This window comes from Flavobacterium terrisoli (assembly GCF_030167905.1).
Taxonomy (GTDB): Bacteria; Bacteroidota; Bacteroidia; order Flavobacteriales; family Flavobacteriaceae; genus Flavobacterium; species Flavobacterium terrisoli.
The window spans coordinates 110430-132444 of sequence record NZ_JARGNA010000010.1 but is presented as its reverse complement, the minus strand read 5'-3'; the positions used below and the strand labels follow the sequence as shown (position 1 = coordinate 132444).

At 38.4% G+C, this 22015-nt stretch carries 17 protein-coding genes; 8 read left to right on the top strand and 9 right to left on the bottom strand.

Going from position 1 to position 22015, the window contains the following annotated elements; genetic code table 11:
* The first annotated feature begins 28 nt into the window (after positions 1–28).
* Positions 29–2404, top strand: coding sequence for a penicillin-binding protein 1C (pbpC, locus tag P1K33_RS14720; RefSeq protein WP_284653752.1), 2376 nt, complete (start codon positions 29–31; stop codon positions 2402–2404).
* A 67-nt stretch (positions 2405–2471) separates the two neighbouring features.
* On the opposite strand, the gene P1K33_RS14715 is transcribed toward pbpC, so the two are convergent.
* The 4 genes from P1K33_RS14715 to P1K33_RS14700 form a co-directional block, all read right to left on the bottom strand.
* Positions 2472–5084, bottom strand: coding sequence for a DUF7619 domain-containing protein (locus P1K33_RS14715; protein ID WP_284653751.1), 2613 nt, complete (start codon positions 5082–5084; stop codon positions 2472–2474).
* A gap of 145 nt (positions 5085–5229) precedes the next feature.
* Entirely contained in the window at positions 5230–7476 is a 2247-nt protein-coding gene (locus P1K33_RS14710) for a DUF7619 domain-containing protein (RefSeq protein ID WP_284653750.1), read from the bottom strand.
* 462 nt (positions 7477–7938) lie between these two features.
* Entirely contained in the window at positions 7939–9483 is a 1545-nt protein-coding gene (locus P1K33_RS14705; RefSeq protein WP_284653749.1) for an Rne/Rng family ribonuclease, read from the bottom strand.
* Positions 9484–9879: 396 nt separating this feature from the next.
* Positions 9880–10203, bottom strand: coding sequence for an HU family DNA-binding protein (locus tag P1K33_RS14700; RefSeq protein ID WP_284653805.1), 324 nt, complete (start codon positions 10201–10203; stop codon positions 9880–9882).
* 103 nt (positions 10204–10306) lie between these two features.
* Between P1K33_RS14700 and mutY the strand changes: the two genes are divergently transcribed.
* Genes mutY through gldD form a run of 4 tightly spaced genes read left to right on the top strand, consistent with a single transcriptional unit; the run spans position 10307 to position 13726 of the window.
* Positions 10307–11347 carry an A/G-specific adenine glycosylase gene (gene mutY, locus P1K33_RS14695; RefSeq protein WP_284653748.1) on the top strand — a complete coding sequence of 347 codons (1041 nt, stop codon included), beginning with the start codon at positions 10307–10309 and terminating at the stop codon, positions 11345–11347.
* Positions 11348–11393: 46 nt separating this feature from the next.
* On the top strand, positions 11394–11831 hold the full coding sequence (locus P1K33_RS14690) for a single-stranded DNA-binding protein (RefSeq protein ID WP_284653747.1): 438 nt from the start codon (positions 11394–11396) through the stop codon (positions 11829–11831).
* A 25-nt stretch (positions 11832–11856) separates the two neighbouring features.
* Positions 11857–13152, top strand: a complete 1296-nt coding sequence (locus tag P1K33_RS14685; protein ID WP_284653746.1) for a gliding motility-associated protein GldE — start codon at positions 11857–11859, stop codon at positions 13150–13152.
* Positions 13153–13156: 4 nt separating this feature from the next.
* Entirely contained in the window at positions 13157–13726 is a 570-nt protein-coding gene (gldD, locus tag P1K33_RS14680; protein ID WP_284653745.1) for a gliding motility lipoprotein GldD, read from the top strand.
* A gap of 71 nt (positions 13727–13797) precedes the next feature.
* On the opposite strand, the gene P1K33_RS14675 is transcribed toward gldD, so the two are convergent.
* Positions 13798–14172: a heavy-metal-associated domain-containing protein gene (locus P1K33_RS14675; RefSeq protein ID WP_284653744.1), complete on the bottom strand. Its 375-nt coding sequence runs from the start codon at positions 14170–14172 to the stop codon at positions 13798–13800.
* A 114-nt stretch (positions 14173–14286) separates the two neighbouring features.
* Here P1K33_RS14675 and P1K33_RS14670 point away from each other — a divergent pair, with 114 nt between their 5' ends.
* Positions 14287–15153: a DMT family transporter gene (locus P1K33_RS14670; RefSeq protein ID WP_284653743.1), complete on the top strand. Its 867-nt coding sequence runs from the start codon at positions 14287–14289 to the stop codon at positions 15151–15153.
* An 86-nt stretch (positions 15154–15239) separates the two neighbouring features.
* Here P1K33_RS14670 and P1K33_RS14665 read toward each other — a convergent pair whose 3' ends face one another.
* Positions 15240–17294 (bottom strand): insulinase family protein, encoded by a 2055-nt coding sequence (locus P1K33_RS14665; protein WP_284653742.1) that lies wholly within the window; start codon positions 17292–17294, stop codon positions 15240–15242.
* Between the two features lie 13 nt (positions 17295–17307).
* Entirely contained in the window at positions 17308–18633 is a 1326-nt protein-coding gene (locus tag P1K33_RS14660) for a M16 family metallopeptidase (RefSeq protein WP_284653741.1), read from the bottom strand.
* A 226-nt stretch (positions 18634–18859) separates the two neighbouring features.
* Here P1K33_RS14660 and rplU point away from each other — a divergent pair, with 226 nt between their 5' ends.
* Together rplU and rpmA are read left to right on the top strand one after the other, a co-directional pair.
* Positions 18860–19300: a 50S ribosomal protein L21 gene (gene rplU / locus P1K33_RS14655; RefSeq protein WP_284653740.1), complete on the top strand. Its 441-nt coding sequence runs from the start codon at positions 18860–18862 to the stop codon at positions 19298–19300.
* Positions 19301–19319: 19 nt separating this feature from the next.
* Positions 19320–19580, top strand: coding sequence for a 50S ribosomal protein L27 (gene rpmA, locus P1K33_RS14650; protein ID WP_131474614.1), 261 nt, complete (start codon positions 19320–19322; stop codon positions 19578–19580).
* Positions 19581–19961: 381 nt separating this feature from the next.
* Here rpmA and P1K33_RS14645 read toward each other — a convergent pair whose 3' ends face one another.
* Together P1K33_RS14645 and ahcY are read right to left on the bottom strand one after the other, a co-directional pair.
* Complete coding sequence (locus P1K33_RS14645) at positions 19962–20525, bottom strand: GNAT family N-acetyltransferase (RefSeq protein WP_284653739.1); 564 nt, start codon at positions 20523–20525, stop codon at positions 19962–19964.
* Between the two features lie 94 nt (positions 20526–20619).
* A complete protein-coding gene (gene ahcY, locus P1K33_RS14640) occupies positions 20620–21936 on the bottom strand; it encodes an adenosylhomocysteinase (RefSeq protein WP_284653738.1) in 1317 nt (438 codons plus the stop codon).
* Between the last annotated feature and the right edge of the window lie 79 nt (positions 21937–22015).

The following is a 22015-nucleotide window of genomic DNA, read 5'->3' as shown; positions in this document are numbered from 1 at the left end:
TCAACAGCCGAAAGGGTTCATTTAAAAAATGCAATCACATTTCAAAGCGTTTCTGCAACGCACCGTCAACTGGATAAAGCGCAATAAAAAGAAATCAGCCATTGGATTCATTCTCTTGGTGGTCTATTACTTTTCATTGCCCAGCGTTTTATTCGAAGAACCTTATGCTACCGTAATCGAAAGCAGCGATGGCGAATTGCTGGCAGCCAAAATTGCCCGCGATGGACAATGGTGTTTTCCGGCTCAGGACAGCGTGCCCGATAAATTTAAAAAGTGTATTGTTTATTTCGAAGACGAACATTTCTATTATCATCCCGGGTTTAACCCCGTGGCGATGGGAAAAGCCTTTCAACAGAATCGCAGTGCCGGGAAGGTCGTTCGCGGCGGCAGTACATTGACCCAACAAGTCATTCGTTTATCGCGCAAGAACAAGAAGCGTACGTATTTCGAAAAAGGAATCGAAATGATTTTGGCCACGCGATTGGAGTTTCGCCATTCCAAAGAAAAAATCATCGAATTGTATGCCGCACATGCGCCTTACGGCGGCAATGTAGTCGGATTGGAAATGGCTTCCTGGCGGTATTTTGGGGTGCAATCCTATCAATTATCCTGGGCGGAAAGTGCTACTTTGGCGGTATTGCCCAATGCGCCAAGTTTGATTTATCCGGGAAAAAATCAAATCAAGTTGCTGAAAAAACGCAATGCTTTATTGCTCAAACTTTACAACGAAAAAATCATTGATAAGCTGACGTATGAGTTGGCCATCAAAGAACCGTTGCCGCAAAAACCGTATAATCTGCCGCAGATTGCACCACATTTGCTGCAACGCATCGCCAAAACCGATGAAGGCAAACGCATCAAAACGACGATTGACATTTCGCTGCAAAACCGCGTGAACCAAATCGCGCAGCAATATTACAATCAGTACAAACAAAACGAAGTGCACAATCTGGCGATTATGGTCATCGACATTCAAAACCGCAATGTGATTGGTTATGTAGGCAATTCGCCAACAGACAAAGACCATGACAAAGATGTGGATATTATTGGCGCACCACGAAGCACCGGAAGTATTTTGAAACCATTGTTGTTTGCTTCGATGCTCGACGAAGGCGAATTATTGCCGAATACTTTGGTGGCTGATATACCGACGCAGATTTCGGGCTATTCGCCACAGAATTTTAACCTGACGTTTGACGGTGCCGTTCCGGCGCAAAGAGCTTTGTCGCGTTCGTTGAATATTCCTTCGGTGTTGATGTTGCAGGAACATGGCGTGAATAATTTTTATGAATTGATGCAGAAGTTAAAACTCAAAAACATCAACAAACATCCGGATCATTATGGTTTGTCGTTGATTTTGGGCGGAGCCGAAAGCAATCTTTGGGATCTGTGCCGGGCTTACGCCAATATGTCTTCGACGATTAATTATTTCAATCAATCGAGCGGAAAATACCGTAGCAAAGAATTTGCGGAACTGAATTATGTCAACGGATTTGAACAAGATTATGGTACCGATAGTTTCCAAAAGAACATCTTTGGCGCGGGCTCGATTTACCTGACCTATAACGCCATGAAAGAAGTCAACCGACCGGAAGGTGACGAAGCTTGGAAGTTTTATGATTCTTCCTTAGAATTGGCTTGGAAAACCGGAACCAGTTTTGGGAACCGCGATGCCTGGGCAATCGGAACCAATTCGCGTTATGTGGTTGGCGTTTGGGTAGGCAATGCCAATGGCGAAGGCAGACCGGAATTGACCGGCGTTGGGAGTGCCGCACCGATTTTATTTGATGTATTCAATTTGTTGCCAAGAAAGAAATGGTTTCAACCGCCGTTGAATGATTTGGAATATGCTGAGGTTTGTACTTTGAGCGGTCATTTGGCACAAGACGATTGCCCGAAAACCAAACAATTAATCACCCGAAGAGGCAAGAAAACCACCATTTGCCCTTATCACAAATTGGTGCATCTCGACGCCACGGAGCAATTTAGGGTTAACAGTAGTTGCGAGGATGTCGATAAAATAGTGTCCAAAAAATGGTTTGTATTGCCGCCGGTAATGGAATGGTATTACAAGAGTTTGCACATTGATTACAAGCCTTTGCTGCCATTCAGGTCGGATTGCCAGCCGACACAACAAGTGGTAATGGACTTTATTTATCCGAAAACCAACAGCAAAATTTACTTGGCCAAGGATTTCAACAGTAAAGTACAGCCGGTGATTTTAAAAGTGGCACATTCCAACCGTGATGCGAAGTTGTATTGGTATGTCGACAATGAATACAAAGGCACAACGCAAACCTTTCACGAAATGCCCATTGAAGCCGAAACCGGGATTCATTACATCACTGTGGCGGATGAATTTGGTAATGAAATCAAAAGGCGAGTGGAACTAATTAAAGATTAATTGTCATCCCGAGCGCAGTCGAGGGAAAGGATTAACAAAAGCCCCGAAGAATCGGGGCTTTTGTTTGTTATTCTTTTATAAATTTACCTGTCACACTTCCTTTATCACTGATTATTTTGATAAAGTAGCTTCCGCTTTGCAAAGCTGAAACATCAATCGTTTCACCCGGATTGGTATTCACCTGAACCAATTGTCCAAGCGTATTGTAGATGCTAACCGAACTCATTACTACAGTTTCTTTGGTAGCAATTTTCAGTATGTTTTTTGTTGGTACCGGTGATAAAGTAAACATGCTGCTAAATTCAAAATCTTGATTCCCCAAGGCTTGAACAGTGGTAGTAAATGTATCCGTAACAATAGGAAAGTTATAATCAAAATAGATGCTGGCACTATTAGAAAAAGTATTACCCACAACCAATGTTGGCTTGGTTTTAATCTTAAATGCAACATAACCATCATTGTTGGCATTGTCAAAAGGCAAGTTGATGTTTTCAAAAATGAACTCTACTCTGTTGTTGCTTGAAATTCTGGTTACAAAGGGATGACTTCCGGTTTGCGGAACCAAAGAAGTTATGTCAAACTTAGTGGTGTCAATCATGTCTCTTACTACAATATTTTGGGCATTAGCTGAGCCGGTGTTTTCAAAACGGATAACATAATGTACATATTGACCAACCATACTTGGCACAATTGAAGTGCCTTCAATACAAGTTTTATCGTTAGGGTCAAAGGAATTAAATACTATTTGGTTCAAAGTTGAGGTATTATCACTTGGAGTTTCATCAACAGCTCCGTTTACGACGGCAGTATAACTTAAAATGTCACCATTGTTTACGGCCGGTGTTTCGGTTGGGGAGTTAATATTGAAAGTAAGTCTTATTAATCGACTTTCAAACGGTTGCAGATTGCTGAAATTCCATGTCAAACTATTCGTAGCCGCAGAAGATGCTGTTGGATTGGCTGAGACCAAATCAATTTTAGTATCGTCAAATGATAGGGTTACCGAGCCGGATTGAATGTCTGTTCCTTTATTTCTGTAATGAATGCTGTATGTTGCATCAAAACCTGGTCTTGCTGGACTTGTTGGAATTAAAGTGATTTCTAAATCATTGTGAATGCCATTTCGCTCCATGCAAAAATCTTGCGTTTGAGTAGTGTTATTGTTGGTTGGAAAATTTAAGGTAACTGAGCTTGGACTAACATTGAAATAGGTTGGGTTTTCAAATGAAGGCGACAGTGTAATATTAGGTTCTTGTACAAAGAAGAAATAACTGCCACTATTTGCAGTAAAGGTAGCTCCTGCATTGGCGCCATCATCTATGCCTATTCTGACACCATTAAATGTTGGGTCGGTAACAGCACAACCATTAAAATTACTGTCATAATGAACCACTCCGGAAACCGTGTTGTAATCTCCGCCCGGGTTAAAAGAACAATAGGAGTTTACCTGAACGTTTGGATAATTTGAATAAGAAGTCAGCGTGTTTATCGTTTCCAGAACATCAACTTCATTAGCGCAAACATAGTCTAGTGTGTTACATTGATTTATGGTAACATAATTAAAGTTTCCGCCATTTTTCATGTTTAAATAGTTAAGATAGTTTCCCTGATATAAAAACAGGCTAGAGAGATTGGGGAAATTAGAAAGATCTAAACTTTGAAGATGGAAATTGTATAAATCTAGACCAGTTAAATTGACCAGGTTGCTAATGTCAAGTGTTGTTTGGGTAGAATAGCTGATGGATAAATCGAATAAAGTTACCAAAGAGTTCAGCCCGATTACATTTGTTAAGCCCGGGTTACCATAGGATAAAATATACAGACTTGATAAACCGCTCAAATCTAAACTGGTTAACAAATTACTTGAGCAGTTTAAAGTTTGTAAATTGTTTAGCGGAGGAAGATTAATCGAAGTGATATCATTATATTCAAAATTCAACGCTTCTAAATTAGGAAGATTGGACAATGTTAAACTTGTCAGATTATTTCCTTGACAATCTATTAGTGTAAGATCGGTAAGATTGGTTATGTTTAAACTCGTTAGAGAATTATCACTACATCTTAAAGAACTCAATAAAGGAGAATTAGTAACAATAAGGCTGCTCAAATTATTTCCTCCACAATGTAGTGTCCTCAAAGCGGACAGTGCTGCGGTGTTTAAGATTGAAATATTGTTGCTTGAACAATCTAAAAAAGTTAAATTATTCAAATTAGACGCATCAAGAATGCCAATTTGGTTATAAGAGCAATCGAGTCTAATTAAATTTGTCAGTAGCGATGTGTTTAAAGTGCCTATCTGATTAAACGAGCATTCGAGATACCGTAGTGAAGTGATGTTGCCAACATTCAACGAAGTCAAAAGATGGTAATTACATTTTAAATCCCAAAGATTGGTAAAATATTCAATACCAATTAAGTTTGACATTTTGAGACTGTTTGACATACCGGAATATCCGCTAACGTTTAAGTATTTTACCTGTAAGGCTTCACTTTCTTGAATCTCACCATCACTATTGGCGTCAATTTTAAAATTGTTACCTGATAAATTTCTGGCAATTGAATTGCTTGGACTTGCTAATAGTAACTTCGCCTTAAAATTCGCGTCAGGAATATTTACGATTTGTGCATTGCTTGTGAAAACGGTAAGTGCTAAAGCCAGGAGAGTATAGAGTTTTTTCATGTGTATTGTTTTGACTCTCAAATATATAAAATTATTTGTAAGAAAAGTAATTTTTATTAGAGATTATTTTTAGCACGCACCACTACCAAAAAAAACTGCTAGTTCTTGTGAAAGGCGGTTTTTGTTTGCTGAATTTTATATTGAGTTATTCTTTTATAAACTTCCCGGTTGCACTTCCTTTATCACTGATTATTTTGATAAAGTAGCTTCCGCTTTGTAAACCTGAAACATCAATGGGTTCTCTTGGATTGGTATTCACCTGAACCAATTGACCAAGCGTGTTATAAATATTTACAGAACTTATGATTACTGTTTCTTTGGCAGTAATGGTAAGCACATCTTTTGTTGGAACGGGTGATAAACTAAACACGCTGCTAAACTCAAAATCAGTTGAGGATAACGGATTAAAAACTGTTGTGGTGTAAGTATCCGTTACAATCGGGGCATTGTAATCAAAGTAAATGTTGGCCGCATTGCTGAAGGTATTGCCTTCCACCAACGTGGATTTGGTTTTGATTTTAAAAGCCACATAACCATCATTGTTGACATCGTCAAAAGGAAGATCGATATTTTCAAAAATGAATTCCACGTGGTTGGTGTTCGTGATTTTGGTATAGAAAGAATGGCTTCCATTTAAAGGGACCAAAGTAGCAATGTCAAATTTAGCAGTGTCAATCACGTCTTTTACCACTATGTTTTCCGCCGCAAAAGTGCCGGTGTTTTCAAATCGAATGACATAATGCACATATTCTCCAACACGGTGTATTGGCAACCAGGTTCCTTCTATACACGTCTTATCATTTGGATCAAAAGAGTTTACAACGGTTTGTGTTAGGGTAGATGCATTGTCATTCGGCGTTTCATCCGTGGCGCCAGCGGCTGTCGCATCAAAAAGCAACCAATTGCCTGCGTTGACCGGAGGTGTTTCAAGTGGGGAATTCAGGTTTAAAATGATTGTAATTTCCCTTGTTTCAAAGGGTGATAAGTTGGTAAAACTCCAATTGAGACTATCTGTTCCTTGCCCGGAAATGGTTGGATTTGTGGAAACCAATTGTAAAATCGTATCATCATAAGAAAAGTTGATTGTACCGCTTTGAATCGTAGTTCCTTTATTTTTATAAATGATTTTATACTGAGCATCAAAACCCGGTCTCGCCGGACCAATAGGCAGCAAAGAAACTTCCAGGTCGTGATGAACGGCATTGGGTGTAATGCAAAAGTTTTGGGTAAATGAAGCGCCCGCACTTGGGAAAGAAACTGTAGCAGTAGCAGGTGTTATAGTGTAATTACCCGGATTTTGAAGTATTGGCGTTATCGTATAATTTCCGGCGGAGACATCATAATGGAATAAACCATCGTTTCCGGCCACAAGTGTACTGTTTGTAAGTCCTAATGAAATGGTATAAGCCACGTTGGGCACAAGAATGTCACCACTATCACAGCCATTGCTGTTGACGTCAAAAGTATTGGTTCCCTGAAGCGTGTAATAAGTACCGCCGGGCGTAAAAGTACAATAGCTGTTCACATGGCAATTGGTATAACCATAAGAATTTATCATATTCTGTGCTGCACTGATATCTCTATCCCGGACACATACATATTCCAAAGCTGGGCAATTTGCAAAAGGAAAGGTGCTGTAAAAATCGGAGCCTGTCGATTGTTGTTCGCCGTGAGAAGCCTCTTTAAGATTAAAATATTTAAGATTAGGATTGTTGCTGTAGTTGCCGCCTCCGAAATAGTGATTTGGAAGTTCAATGGTTTCAAACAAGTTTCCGTTTAAATAAACGCTAGGCTCGGTAGGGGTATTTGGACTAGGATAAGCAGGAAATACAATAGAGGTAAGTTGGTTATTAGACAAACCAATAAATTCTAACCATATACATTCTGTTAAATCAATAGAGGTCAGGTTGTTTGAATTACAATGCAATTCATGTAAATGCGGTGTAGATAAATTTAAAGAAGAGATTTGATTGCCCGCAAGAGCCAAAAACCATAAAGAGTTAAAATTGGATAGGGATAGAGTGGTTAGGTTGTTGCTTGACAAATTCAACCAAGACAAATTAGGAAGCGCTCCATTAAACGGAAATGAGGTCAATTGATTGTTATTAGCGACAAGGTAATCCATATTGGAAAAAAACTCAAGTCCTGTTAAATCAGAGATGTTGGAAGAACTGAGATTCAATTCAATAACCAACAAGGCTTCACTTTCCTGAATTTCACCATCATCATTGGTGTCAACCTTTATTTTACCATTTATACCCCAAGCAATGTCGGCAGTTGGACTTGCCGCCAATAATTTTGCTTTAAAATTGGCATCAGGTATATTGATGATTTGGGCATTTGTGGTCACTGCCGTAAATAGCAAAACCAAAAGAGCGTAAAGTTTTTTCATTTGTATTGTTTTGACAATCAAATATATGAAATTCTTTGTGAGAAAATTTAAATTGTTTTTTGTGCAGTTTACCCTAGCCCGGATAGGAGCGGCATCCTTTTTCGTGTTCTCGATACACGGTTAAAATCGCACTCGAACTGACGAAAAAGATTGTAGCGGAAAGCCGGAACAGCTTCTAAAAGCAGAAGCCCTTCGACTGCGCTCAGGGTGACAAATTTTGGAAAAAAAACCGCCACTCGAGGACGCTCGCGGCCGAACAGGCTGAAAGCAATCTTTCGAAAGGCGGTTTCTTCTTTTTATTCTTTGATCTCATTTCCGTCGTTGTCATTTGAAATTAAAAATTTGATATTAAGAGGAGAATGTCCAGTGGACATTCGGTATTAGTGGGCTTCAGGTATTTTTGCTTTAGCAAAAAAGCATAAAAAAACCATCGTGTTATGAAAACAGGATGGTCTTTTCTTTTTATTCTTTGATCTCATTTCCGTCGTTGTCGAAGAAATGATACTCTAAATACGTGTAAGCGTCACGAGGTATGATTTTCACCCACTTTTTATGTTCAAAAAACCATTTTGAACGTATTGATGGAAAACCTTTTTTAAGGTATGCTGCCACAAAAGGGTGAACGTTAAGTTTCACGCCGCTATGGTCTTTGATAATCTTTTCGAGGGAGAAATTGATCTTGTCAATAATCTGGATAGGTGCATCTACATCACCGCTCAGATTGTTTGGATTTTCTTCCCTGGTTTCGATATTGACTTCAGGTCTTACGCGTTGGCGGGTGATTTGGACTAATCCAAATTTACTCGGCGGTAAGATCTTGTGTTTGGCTTTGTCGTCGCTCATTTCTTCTCTAAGGAAGTTGAACAAGACTTGGCGGTTGTCTGGATTTTGCATATCGATAAAATCGACTACGATAATACCACCCATATCGCGCAGACGCAATTGTCGTGCGATTTCGGCAGCGGCAATCATATTGACTTCGAGTGCGGTATCTTCCTGGTTGGTGGCTTTGTTGGAACGGTTTCCGCTGTTCACGTCGATGACGTGTAAGGCTTCGGTGTGTTCTATAATCAAATAAGCTCCTTTACTCATGGATACGGTGCGCCCGAACGACGTTTTGATTTGACGCTCGATATGGTATTTTTCAAACAACGGCACGTCTTTCGACTGGTAAAGCTTTACTATTTTTTGTTTCTCGGGAGCTATTTCGGCTAAATAGTCCTTTGTTTCTTGGTACAACTCTTCATCATCTGTTTGAATACTCGTGAAAGTATCATTGAATACATCCCGTAATATTGAAGAAGCTTTGTTAAGCTCTCCCAATATCTTGGACGGATGATGAGCAGTTGGTAATTTTTTACTCATTGCAGTCCATCTATTCATTAAGTTCTGCAAATCTTTTTCTAATTCGGCTATGCTTTTGCCTTCTGCTACTGTTCTCACAATAACACCAAAACCTCTTTGTTTGATAGATTGTACGAGTTTCTTTAGTCGGTCTTTTTCTTCTTTGGATTCTATTTTCTGTGAAATAGAAACACGATCCGAAAAAGGAACTAACACTACAAATCGGCCGGCGAATGACAGCTCAGTGCTGATTCTCGGACCTTTGGTAGAAATAGGTTCTTTGACTACTTGGACTAATACGGATTGATTGGCACTCAGGATATCTGATATCGTACCATCTTTATCAATCTCTTTCTCAAACTGGAAGTTTTTTAGGGAGAAATCTTTTAGTTTACCTGCGCTTACAAGTTTTATGAATTTCAAATAGGAAGCTAAATTTGGCCCTAAATCGTGATAATGTAAAAAGGCATCTTTTTCAAAGCCTACATTTACAAAAGCAGCGTTTAGACCGGCAACGGGTTTCCTGATTTTGGCGATAAAGATATCACCTACCTGAAAGTTGCTTGTGTCTTCCTGTTTGTGTAATTCAATTAGTTTTCCATCTTTTAATAAGGCAAAATCTACAGCATTGTCACCACTACGGATGATTAATTCTTTATTCATGTTGTAAATTTTTATCCCGACAAAAAGCTTTTGGCTTTTAGCTTTTAGCTTTTAGCCCAAAAAGGCTAATTGCTGACGGCTGATTGCTGACGGCTAAAGTAAGGATGGATTAAACATTTTAACAGGTATTGTTTATTACCCGGTGAATTTCAGATAGCAGTTCTCAGTTGATAACAGGCCACAGTTGTTAGGGCTGCTTCCTGAATTCTCAACGCCGCAGTCTGAATTCGATTTCAATGAACTTTTTTTAAAAAAAGAAAAGTAGTTTAGAACTACTTTTTCTTTTTGTGTCGGTTAGCTCTCGCTCTCTTTTTACGTTTGTGAGTAGCTACCTTATGTCTCTTTCTTTTTTTACCACTTGGCATAAGTTCGTCTTTTTGTGATTAATAAATAAGTTTATACTGCTACTTCAGTGTTCGTTTTTACTGATTCTACAAATACTTTAGCAGGTTTGAATGCTGGAATGTTGTGAGCAGGAATTTTGATAGTAGTGTTTTTAGAAATGTTTCTTCCGGTTTTCTCAGCTCTTGTTTTGATAATGAAGCTACCAAAACCTCTTAAATAAACATTGTCACCAGTTTCTAATGAAGTTTTCACTTCTTCCATAAATGCTTCAACTGTTGCTTGAACATCTCCTTTTTCAAGACCTAATTTTTCTGAAATCTTCGCTACGATATCTGCTTTCGTCATTTTGTTTCGTATTTTAATATTATGTGTAATTTTTTGAGGTTGCAAATATATGAATTAAAAAAACAATATTTCAAGCATAATCTATTAAAATTTAATCACATAAAGATTTATTTTTGTAAACCTAAATTTCACTATGAATTTCTCTAAATCATTAATCCTATGGTATTTACAAAACAAGCGCGATTTACCATGGCGAAATACGCTTAATCCCTACTTTATTTGGCTGTCCGAAATTATGCTTCAGCAAACCAGAGTCGCGCAAGGATTACCTTATTTTTTGCGTTTTACGGCCGCTTTTCCGACGGTTTTTGATTTGGCGAAAGCCTCCGAAGAAGACGTTTTGAAACTTTGGCAGGGTTTGGGTTATTATTCCAGGGCGAGGAACTTGCACAAAACAGCGCAGCATGTCGCTTTTGAGCTGAATGGTGTCTTTCCGGAAAGCTATTCGAAATTATTAAAACTAAAAGGTATTGGTGAATATACTGCAGCCGCGATTGCTTCTTTCTCCTATAATGAAAGCGTTCCGGTAGTTGATGGCAATGTGTACAGAGTGCTGTCAAGATATTTTGATCTTGAAACCGATATTGCTTCGGCCGGCGCCAAAAAGGAATTCACGGCTTTGGCTCAGGAGTTATTGCCCAAAGGGGAAGCCAATCTGTTCAATCAGGCGATTATGGAATTTGGCGCGCTGCAATGTGTGCCGAAAAGCCCCGATTGTGGAAACTGTATCCTTAATGATAGTTGTGCGGCATTGCAAAAGAAGAAAGTGGCGATGCTTCCGGTGAAATCCAAAAAGGTAAAAGTGAGAACGCGCCATTTTAACTATCTTGTTTTTTCGGATGAAGAAAACCATACCTTAATAGAGAAGCGCACCCAAAAAGGTATTTGGCACAATCTGTATGAGTTTCCGTTATTGGAAACTGATTCGGCATTGACAGAACGCGAGTTATTAGAGTTGATGCAAAATCAAAAATTTGTAGCCAATGAAATACTTGATATCCATTGGTACAATTCGGAAACGACGGTTCACAAATTGACACACCAACATTTGAATATCAATTTCTGGAAAATTGCTGTAAAAAATAAACTGGAAAACGGAATGAACTGGGAATCAGTCAAGAAAATGCCGTTTCCGATTGTAATTTTTAATTTTATTGAAAAAGAAAGGTTTTAATTCACAAAAAAAATTTGTAAATTTGAAAGGAGTAAATGTATAAGCCATGAATGGTACTTTAAATAAAGTCATGTTAATCGGTCATTTAGGTGACGAAGTAAAGATGCATTATTTTGAAGGCGGAAATTGTATTGGTCGTTTTCCTTTGGCTACCAATGAAGTTTACATCAACAAACAAACCAACGAAAAAATTACTTCTACGGAATGGCACAACTTAGTGGTTCGAAATAAAGCCGCGGAAATTTGTGAAAAATATTTATCCAAAGGAGACAAAATCTATATTGAAGGTAGAATCAAATCACGCCAATGGCAGGCGGAAGACGGAACCACCAAGTATACTACAGAAATTCAGGTGACAGAGTTTACTTTTTTAACCACTAAAAAAGAAGTAGACGGCGTCAAAACACCACAAAATCTAGAACCAAAACCAGCTTCGTTTGAGGCGCCAAATCCGTCAAGTCCCGAAAATGACTTGCCGTTTTGATATTGTTTAACTAACCCTGACACAATTGGACCCTGAGCCCGGTTTTATCCTTTTAGAAAATTTAGACACCAATTTACTTGTGGGAAGTATAGGAATTATACTTCTGCTGTTCTCCTCTGCGATGGTTTCTGCCACTGAGATTGCTTTGTTTTCGCTTACGCCAAAAGATTTAAAAACCCTGGCTGACGAAGATATAGCCAAAGCCAATCTGATATCCAAACTACTTCAAAAACCAAAGAAACTCTTGGCCACGATTTTGGTTGCCAACAATTTTAGCCATATCGGTGTGGTGATTATCTTTTCATTTGTTGGGAATGATATTTTCGCAGCGATTGAATCTCCACTCATTAAATTTATTGTTGAGGTTATCCTGATTACCTTTTTAATCTTGCTTTTTGGGGAAGTATTGCCCAAAGTATATGCGAGCAGAAACAACATCAAGTTTGCCAAATTTATTGCGCATCCGATTAATTTTCTGGATAAATTGTTATCACCAATCAGTTTGCCGATGCGCGCGGTTTCTATTTATCTGCACAACAAATTAGGCAGGCAAAAAACAAATATTTCGGTGGATCAATTATCGCAGGCATTGGAAATGACGTCAACCGATGACACGCCTTCCGACGAGCAAAAAATTCTGGAAGGCATTGTTTCTTTCGGAAACACCGATACAAAGCAGGTGATGAGCCCGAGAATTGATATATTTGCGCTTGAAATAGAAGAAACATTTTCCGAGATTTATGCCAAAATCATTGACAAAGGGTATTCCCGAATTCCGGTTTACCGGGAAAGCATTGACCATATTGAAGGCATACTCTTTGTGAAGGATTTGATTCCGCATATCCATAAGAAAGAATTTGATTGGAGTAAATTAATGCGAGAGCCTTTTTTTGTCCCGGAGAATAAAAAACTGGACGATTTGCTCAAGGATTTCCAACGCATGAAAAGCCATTTGGCCATAGTCGTTGATGAATATGGCGGAACATCGGGATTAGTTTCACTGGAAGATGTAATCGAAGAAATTGTCGGCGATATTTCGGATGAGTTTGACGATGAGAATATTAATTTCTCGCAAATCGACGACAAGAATTTCCTTTTTGAAGGCAAAATCAACCTTAAGGATTTCTACCGAATTGTAGAAGTTGATGAAGAAGCTTTTGAAGAGCGCAAAGGAGAAGCAGAAACCCTGGCAGGATTTATTTTGGAACTATTAGGCAATTTTCCGAAAAAAGGACAGAAAATCTATTTCTCATCAGTCTATTTCACCGTTGAAGTAGTCGATAAAAAGAGAATAAAACAATTAAAAATAACACTTGAATAATAAAATGATAAATAAGATAATTGGTTTTTTAATGGTAATGCTGCTCTTGAGTTTCACGGCTTGTAAAGATGATGTATTGCCTAAACCGGCGAGCCAGCTGCGATTGGATTACCCTGTGGCCAAATATGCCACTTTCAGCAATCATTGTCCGCTCACTTTTGATATCAACGAAGATGCCATTATCAAAGAAGACAAAAACTGTGGTTTTTCGATTCATTATCCAAAAATGAAAGCGACCATTTATCTTACTTATAAAACAGTAAACGGCGACGTTGAGAAACTATTGAAGGATGCGCAAAAATTGACTTATGAACACGTGATTAAAGCCGATGATATATTGGAACAACCTTATCTCAATCCCGATAAGAAAGTATATGGCATGTTTTATCAGGTAAGTGGCAATGCAGCAACCAATGCACAGTTTTATGCTACTGACAGTGTCAAACATTTTGTGACCGGTTCGGTTTATTTTTATGCCAAACCTAATTTTGATTCGATTATGCCGGCGGCAGATTACATCAAAAATGACATGCAGCAATTATTGGAAACGATACAATGGACCCAAGGCCGTTAGGTCGAACGGAGCGAAGCCAAATAAAAAAAGGAACTCATCTGAGTTCCTTTTTTGTTTGTTTTACTATGATTTTACTTAGCAGCAACCACTTTATAAGTCGCTCCGTCTCCGGTAGCTTCAACGGTAGCAAATAATTTTTCCTGAGTTAAGACTGCACCGTCAAATTCGACTGTGGCTTCTTTTTTATCAAAATCAACGGTAGCTTTTTGGACACCGTTCATGTGAGCCAATTTATTTTCAATGGTTTTGGCACAACCCATAGAGCAAGTCATCCCTTCTATTTTAAAACTTGCTGTTTCCGGTTTGGCGGCAACTGCGGGAGCGTTTTGCTCAGTAGTTACCACTTCTTTAGTGTCATCAGTTGCAGGTCTGCTCGCGGTATCTTTACAGCTAAAAAGCATTGTTGAGGCAATACCGAAGGTTACTAATGATTTGGTGAAATTCATGGTATTTGTATTTTTTAAATGTTTATTTGCTTGCTTGTGTGCGGACAAAAATAAATAAAAATTAAAGTTATTATTCTTAAAATAATTACAAAATTTGAAGTCTTATATTTTCATATGAAATCACAACAGTTTAAATGGCTTATATTAATCGTACTTGCCCTGATTTGGGGAAGTTCTTTTATCCTTATCAAAAAAGGGTTGGTTGGGCTGAATCCTTTTCAGTTGGGTTCGCTGAGAATCATCTTTTGTGCTTTATTTCTTTTGATTGTCGGGTTTAATAGTCTGGCGTCAATTCCGTTGCAAAAATGGAAATTCATTGCGTTGACTTCACTGTTCGGGACATTTATTCCGGCCTATCTTTTTGCCATTGCGCAAACACAAATCAGCAGTTCGGTGAGTTCGATACTCAATTCGTTAACGCCGTTGAATACTTTAATCCTTGGCGCGGTTGTTTTTGGATTGGATTTCAAGCGTACGCAAATCATCGGAGTTGTGATTGGCTTTGCCGGAACAATGCTATTGATCCTGAATGGCGCAAGTCATCATCCGAACCAGAATTACTGGTATACCATTTTGGTATTAATCGCTTCAATTTGTTATGCGATGAATGTGAATTTCATCAAAAAGTATTTATCCGATTTGAAACCATTAACCATAACGACCGGGAACTTTTTAGTGATGCTGTTTCCGGCCTTACTCATTTTGTCTTTTACCGATTTCTTTTCGGTGGTCCAAATGGAAAAAGTGCAACATGCGATGCTTTTTGTGGCGGTTTTAGGCATCATCGGAACCGGAATTGCCAACGTGCTTTTCTATAAGCTAATTCAGATTTCGTCTCCGGTTTTTGCGACTTCAGTCACTTATCTGATTCCGGTAGTGGCTTTCTTCTGGGGATTATTAGACAATGAAATGCTGACACCGGTTCAGTTTATCGGCGCATTTATAATTCTGGTTGGCGTATATCTTTCGAGTAAGAAGTAGAAGGCAGATTTAATCCTTTGTTTAATTTATAAAACAAAAAAGACCGCTAGTAATAGCGGTCTTTTTATTATCTATTGAAATTTCAATTATTGGAAATCGGCATCATTAACCCCTTCGTTGATTTTAACTTCAGACATTTTGATGTCTAGTTCAAAACCAACATTCATAATGGTGTTGAAAGGAACTTTCACTCCTTTTACTTCTCTGTAATCATTAAAAGAAGTTACTCTGGTAGCTTTTTGTCCACCTTGTTCTTCGGTAGTCGCTTCAGCTGTTTTCAAACCTGATTTTACATCGAAGTAATAAGTGGTATCACCATCAACTACAGTATAAGCATCACCACCATTCATTGGCTCAATACCTGAAACTGTAACACCGGCTTTAGTAGCCAATAAAGTTTCGTTAAACAACACTGCGCTTTCTTTCATTTTAGCCAATTGGTCTCCTTCTAAAACTGTTTTTTGACCTTGTTGCATCATATAACCGGTATTTCCGTTAACCACTTGCTTCATGATTGAGCCCATACCTGCCATTGATAATTCCACCATCATTCTTCCTTTAGAATCAATTTTTGCATTGTATGCTAATGGCATTGGTGCCTGAGGGATTTTTGTTTCACCTACAGAAGCCATTGATTTTACAGACTTGATGGCTTTGTCACCACCAATTGCTTTTACATAGGCATCGATAACTGTTTTTACCGTAACACCTGCAGGAACTGGTTTTTTCATAGCCGGTTTTTCTGTTGGGTTACCAAATTTGTCAAAGTAGAAAATTGGAATTTTTCTGCTTTCCAATCCTGAAAGTACTTCAGAAGCTTTTCCAACCACTAATATTCTTAGGTTATCGGCCATGAAATATTTGTTAGCTACTCTCATGATATCTTCAGGAGTAACCGCGTTGATATTTTTGATATAGTTTTCATAGAAATCAGTCGGTAAACCTTCAGTTTCAATGTTCAAAGCATAACGGGCAACCGTTGCCGGTTTTTCAACCTGCATTACGAAACGGCCAACGTATCCAGCTTTTACGCTGTTTAACATTTCGTCGCTTACTTTTTCAGTTCTGATTTTTTTCAACTCGTTTAAAGCTTCAACAACCGCGCTGTCAGTAACTGCATTTCTCACTTGCGTGTTAGCTCTGAATTCGCTGTACATGTTTTTGTCAAATCCAATGCTTGAACGCGCACCATAAGTCCAGCCGTGAGCTTCTCTTAAGTTCATGTTCAAATAACTGTTGAAATCACCACCATAAACCTGGTTGGCTAAAATCACAGGGAAATAATCAGGGTCACTCATTTTTAAATTAACTGTATTCAAAATTGTGATTTCAGACTGTACCGCGTTTGGCATATCCACAAAGTTAATTTGCGAATACTGAACGTTTGTAGGGTTTGAGTAAGTTAAATTTGGCGCTGTAGCTTTTGTCCAAGAACCAAACAATTTCTCTACGTTTTTCTTAACGTCTTTGGTTTTAACATCACCAACAACTACAAGGTAAGCATTACCCGGAACGAAATAAGTTCTGTAGTTGTCTTTTACGTCAGCCAAAGTAACATTGTTGATGGTTTCTTCAGATAAATATTCTCCCGCAGGATGATTTTTACCATAAGCCAGAACTCTTTCTACTCTTCCGGCAACAGCTGTAACGCTTTTCTCCTGGGTTTTCAACCCTTCGATTAATTTGTCTCTTTCTTTGTCGAATTCTTCCTGGGTGAAGTTGGGCATCAAAGCGCCTTCAGCCATTAATTCTAAAACTCTTTTAGCATGTTTTGACAAACCGCTGGCAGAAGCACCAGAAGAGAAGAAGTTAATGTTTGCTCCAAGAAAATCGATTTCTTCGTTGAAAGCATCTTTAGAAGTTTTAGTCGAACCGTTTCCGATTAAACTGCTGGTCAAATCATCAACCCCTTTTTTGTTGCCTTCAGCATAAGGTGTGTTGTCAAGCGTTAAGCTATAAGAAACCCTTGGCAATTTGTGGTTTTCAACTACCAATACTTTCAAGCCGTTTGGCAAAGAGAAAGTCGTTGGTTTTTTGATATTCAAAACCGGAGATGGTCCTGGTTTTGGCTGTGTTCTGTCCTGTGCTTGCATAATAACTGTTAAAAACAAGCTTGATAATAGTATAATAGTTTTTTTCATGATACTTTGAGTCTTAGTTTTGAGCTTTGTCTTTGGCTGGAACATAATCCAAAATCAGACGTTGATTAGGATTTAAATATTTTTTAGCAGCATCTCTGATTTCTTCACGAGTGATAGTGCGGTACATTTCAATCTCTGTATTGATCAAATTCACATCTCCATATAATAAGTAGAAAGTCGCTAAGTTTTCAGCAACACCTTCAACGCTTGAATTGTTGTCTACATAATTGCTTTCGTAGATGTTTTGTAGTTTTTGATAATCTTTCTCTGTGATTAACTCATTTTGAAGTTTTACGATTTCTTCGTCAATTTCTTTGATTAAGTCAGCTGAAGTCGTTTCTCCTTGTGGCATACCGAATAAAATGTACTGACCGTAATCTTCCTGACTGTAGTTGAAAGCGCCAATTTGCAAAGCCATTTTCTTGTCGTCAACAATCTTTTTGTACAATTTTGAACTTTTTCCATTGCTCAAATAAGTAGAAATCATATCCAAAACTCTGGCATCACGCGTTTTCATTGAAGGTGTTCTGTATGAAGCCACCACCATTGCTTTTTGGATGTTCGGATCTTCGTAAGTCGCGCGGATTGTTTCAGTAATCGGAGCTTCTGTGAAAGTTTCTTTTTTGATTTCAACACCTCTTGGGATTGGGCCGAAATATTTTTCAATCCAGGCTTTAGTCTGTGCGATGTCAATTTGACCGGCAACTACTAAAACCGCATTGTTTGGTGAATAGAATTTTTTGTTGAATGCCTGGAATTCAGCCAAAGTTGCAGCATCTAAATGTTCCATAGAACCAATTGGAGCCCAACGGTATGGGTGATTTTTAAACATGTTTTTCTTTACCTCGGCAATGATTTGACCATAAGGCTGGTTGTCTACACGTAGTCTTTTCTCTTCTTTTACTACTTCGTTTTGGGTGTCAACCCCAATTTGGTTGATTACCGGATGCATTAATCTTTCCGATTCCATCCATAATCCTAACTCAGTATTGTTAGAAGGGAACACTTCAAAGTAGTAGGTTCTGTCTTCTGTAGTGTTGGCATTGTTTGTTCCTCCGTTTGAAGTTACAATTTTGAACCATTCACCTCTTTTGATGTTTTCGGTTCCTTCAAATAATAAATGCTCAAAAAAGTGAGCGAATCCTGTTCTTTCCGGATTTTCATCTTTAGAACCTACGTGGTACATTACAGAAGTAATCACCACGGGTGCAGACGGGTCGTTGTGTAAAATTACGTGCAGCCCATTAGGCAAATCGTATTCTTCAAAAGCTACCTTTTGAGCATGCGCTGTTCCTCCAAGCATAAGCAATGAACTTAAAGCAATTAATGATTTTTTCATAAAAAATTGAAATTTTTTCGTTGATTGTTCAGTTAGTTAACTAACTCTTAGTTTTGTTACACCAAAAGTACTTTTTTTTATCCAAAAAGTTTTGTTTTCGTTAAATTTCTGATGGTTGGCCCTAATCCATTGAGTCCTAAGGACAAACTTTTTTTGACATAGAGTTGCGTGTAAAAGAAATAGTTGTATATTTGCGCACTTAAAAAATTAATTAAACATCATTGTTATGTACGCAATCGTAGAGATAGCAGGGCAACAATTTAAAGTAAGCAAAGACTTAAAGGTTTATGTTCACCGTTTGGCTAATGAAGAAGGTTCAAAAGTTTCTTTTGACAAAGTTCTTTTATTAGACGATAATGGCAACATTACTTTAGGCGCCCCAGCTATAGAAGGTGCTTCAGTAGAAGCCAAAGTGTTACAACACTTAAAAGGAGATAAAGTAATCGTTTTCAAAAAGAAAAGAAGAAAAGGATTCAAAAAGAGAAACGGTCACAGACAGTATCTTACTCAAATTGTAATTGAAGGTATCAGCGCAACCGGCGGTAAAAAAGCGGCTAAAGCTGAGAAAGCTACAGAACCAAAAGCTGAAAAAGCAGCAGCAGAGCCAAAAGCGCCAAAAGCGAAAAAGGTAGCAGCTGAAACTCCGGCAACAGAAGAAAACAACTAATATTTAAAACTTATACGTCATGGCTCACAAGAAAGGTGTCGGTAGTTCTAAGAATGGTAGAGAATCAGAATCGAAACGTTTAGGTGTTAAGATTTATGGTGGTCAAGCAGCCATTGCTGGAAATATCATCGTTAGACAAAGAGGTTCTAAACACAATCCGGGAGAAAACGTTTACATGGGTAAAGATCATACCTTACATGCAAAAGTTGACGGGATTGTTAAATTCCAGAAAAAAGGAGATAACAAATCATTTGTATCTATCCTTCCATTCGAGGCATAAGAACAACTCTTATCAAAATACAAAACCCGTTCAGTAATGAACGGGTTTTTTGTTTTCAGAGCGAATGGTTCGGGTGTTTTTTGGAGTCCGTTTTCCCGCTTTCCATGCTACACGGTAGCTTCTGCAATCGGGGCTAGTAAGGATTTGTCTTTTGTGTCTGTTATGTCATCCCTAACGGGACTTTTCTTTCATATGAATTATTTTGCTAACCATATTTTATCCCTAACGGGATAAAAACAAAAAGCCATCAAATCATAATGTGATTTTTAATTTACAAAGTGTCACAAAAAAGTTCTTATTAGAAAAATTGTTCCAAAAGTGGAACAAAACTTTCAAATCAAATAAAAAATGTGACAGATGACCGGCTCAAAGACCTTGATATTAGCTTTGCTCAGTTCGGCATAGCCTCGTGTCATCCTTTAACAAACTAAAAACCACGGAATCTTCCGCTTCGCCATTTCTGACAAAATGTTGTCGCAATTGTCCTTCCTGTACAAATCCGTTTTTTTTAACCAGGCGCAAGGAAGCCTCATTTGCCGGTCCGATAAAAGCTTCAATCCGGTTTAGGTTCATCACCTTAAAACCATAGTCGAGAATGGCTTTAACCGCTTCGCCCATATAGCCTTTTCTTTTGCTTTCATCGTTGTTTAAGGCGTAACCCAACTCAGCCCTGCTATGGTCTTTGTACCAGTTATGATAGCCACATCTCCCGATGGTCTGGCCACTTTCTTTGGAAACCAATACAAAAGCCAAAATGGTCCGGTCATAAGTGGTATAACCTCCTTCGGATTTTGCTTTTTCCTTAAGGAACTCTTCCTCCGTTGACAATCCGAGTAATTTTTTTATCTCAGCTTCGGGATAATTCGCAAACAAATCGGCAAATAGCGCCGGAGTGATTTTTTTCAGCAATAATCTTTCTGTTTCCAGTATTTCAAATTCAATCATAATCAGTTTAAAACTTTTTTTTCGTAAAGCTAAATAAAAAAACCCTTGCTGAAAAGCAAGGGTTTTTAAGCTATTAGCTAAAAGCTGTCAGCTATTAATATCTGTAATATTCCGGTTTGAATGGCCCTTGAACGTCAACACCGATATAAGCCGCTTGCTCGTCGTTTAAGGTTTCCAATTCAACGCCTAATTTAGCCAAGTGTAAAGCGGCTACTTTTTCATCTAAATGTTTTGGTAACATATACACTTCGTTTTTATAAGCAGCACTGTTAGTCCACAACTCGATTTGTGCCAAAGTTTGGTTCGTAAATGAGTTACTCATTACAAAACTTGGGTGACCTGTAGCACAACCTAAGTTTACCAAACGACCTTCAGCCAAGATGATAATGTCTTTTCCGGCGATAGTATATTTGTCAACCTGTGGTTTGATTTCAATTTTAGACGCACCGTGGTTTTTGTTTAACCAAGCCATGTCAATTTCGTTATCAAAGTGACCAATGTTACAAACGATCGTTTTGTCTTTCATTTGTTCGAAGTGGCTGCCCATAACGATATCTTTATTTCCGGTAGTCGTGATGATGATATCAGCATTTGCCACCACTGTGTTTAATTTTTTCACTTCAAAACCGTCCATAGCGGCTTGTAAAGCACAGATTGGATCGATTTCAGTAACGGTAACGATAGAACCCGCACCTCTGAAAGAAGCTGCAGTTCCTTTACCAACGTCACCGTATCCGCAAACTACAACTCTTTTTCCGGCCAACATGATATCAGTCGCACGACGAACCGCATCAACTGCTGATTCTTTACAACCGTATTTGTTATCGAATTTAGATTTAGTAACCGAGTCATTTACGTTGATAGCCGGCATGAATAACGTTCCGTTTTTCATTCTTTCGTATAATCTGTGAACTCCTGTTGTAGTTTCTTCTGATAAACCTTTGATTCCAGGAATCAATTCAGGGTAACGATCGAATACCATGTTAGTCAAATCTCCACCATCATCCAAGATCATGTTCAATGGTTTTCTGTCTTCACCAAAGAATAAAGTTTGCTCAATACACCAGTCAAATGATTCCTCATCCAAACCTTTCCAGGCATAAACTTGGATTCCCGCAGCAGCAATAGCCGCAGCAGCCTGATCCTGAGTTGAGAAAATGTTACATGAAGACCAAGTAACTTCTGCTCCAAGAGCAATTAAAGTTTCGATTAAAACAGCCGTTTGGATAGTCATGTGAAGACACCCTGCGATACGAGCTCCTTTTAATGGTTGGCTTGCACCATATTCAGCACGAAGTGCCATTAATCCCGGCATTTCAGCTTCCGCCAATTCGATTTCTTTTCTTCCCCAAGCTGCAAGGTTAATATCCTTAACTTTGTAAGCTACAAAAGGTAATGTTTGTGTACTCATCTATTATGTATATTTGTTTTTTTTAAAATGTGGTGCAAAATTACATAATAGGATAGAATTAAAAAAACGTTTTTTATTT

Excerpts from the sequence above, each read along its gene's own strand:
- pbpC (WP_284653752.1), top strand. The coding sequence starts at position 29 with ATGCAATCACATTTCAAAGCGTTTCTGCAACGCACCGTCAACTGGATA.
- P1K33_RS14715 (WP_284653751.1), bottom strand. The coding sequence starts at position 5,084 with ATGAAAAAACTCTATACTCTCCTGGCTTTAGCACTTACCGTTTTCACA.
- P1K33_RS14710 (WP_284653750.1), bottom strand. The coding sequence starts at position 7,476 with ATGAAAAAACTTTACGCTCTTTTGGTTTTGCTATTTACGGCAGTGACC.
- P1K33_RS14705 (WP_284653749.1), bottom strand. The coding sequence starts at position 9,483 with ATGAATAAAGAATTAATCATCCGTAGTGGTGACAATGCTGTAGATTTT.
- mutY (WP_284653748.1), top strand. The coding sequence starts at position 10,307 with ATGAATTTCTCTAAATCATTAATCCTATGGTATTTACAAAACAAGCGC.
- P1K33_RS14690 (WP_284653747.1), top strand. The coding sequence starts at position 11,394 with ATGAATGGTACTTTAAATAAAGTCATGTTAATCGGTCATTTAGGTGAC.
- gldD (WP_284653745.1), top strand. The coding sequence starts at position 13,157 with ATGATAAATAAGATAATTGGTTTTTTAATGGTAATGCTGCTCTTGAGT.
- P1K33_RS14675 (WP_284653744.1), bottom strand. The coding sequence starts at position 14,172 with ATGAATTTCACCAAATCATTAGTAACCTTCGGTATTGCCTCAACAATG.
- P1K33_RS14670 (WP_284653743.1), top strand. The coding sequence starts at position 14,287 with ATGAAATCACAACAGTTTAAATGGCTTATATTAATCGTACTTGCCCTG.
- P1K33_RS14665 (WP_284653742.1), bottom strand. The coding sequence starts at position 17,294 with ATGAAAAAAACTATTATACTATTATCAAGCTTGTTTTTAACAGTTATT.
- P1K33_RS14660 (WP_284653741.1), bottom strand. The coding sequence starts at position 18,633 with ATGAAAAAATCATTAATTGCTTTAAGTTCATTGCTTATGCTTGGAGGA.
- rplU (WP_284653740.1), top strand. The coding sequence starts at position 18,860 with ATGTACGCAATCGTAGAGATAGCAGGGCAACAATTTAAAGTAAGCAAA.
- rpmA (WP_131474614.1), top strand. The coding sequence starts at position 19,320 with ATGGCTCACAAGAAAGGTGTCGGTAGTTCTAAGAATGGTAGAGAATCA.
- P1K33_RS14645 (WP_284653739.1), bottom strand. The coding sequence starts at position 20,525 with ATGATTGAATTTGAAATACTGGAAACAGAAAGATTATTGCTGAAAAAA.
- ahcY (WP_284653738.1), bottom strand. The coding sequence starts at position 21,936 with ATGAGTACACAAACATTACCTTTTGTAGCTTACAAAGTTAAGGATATT.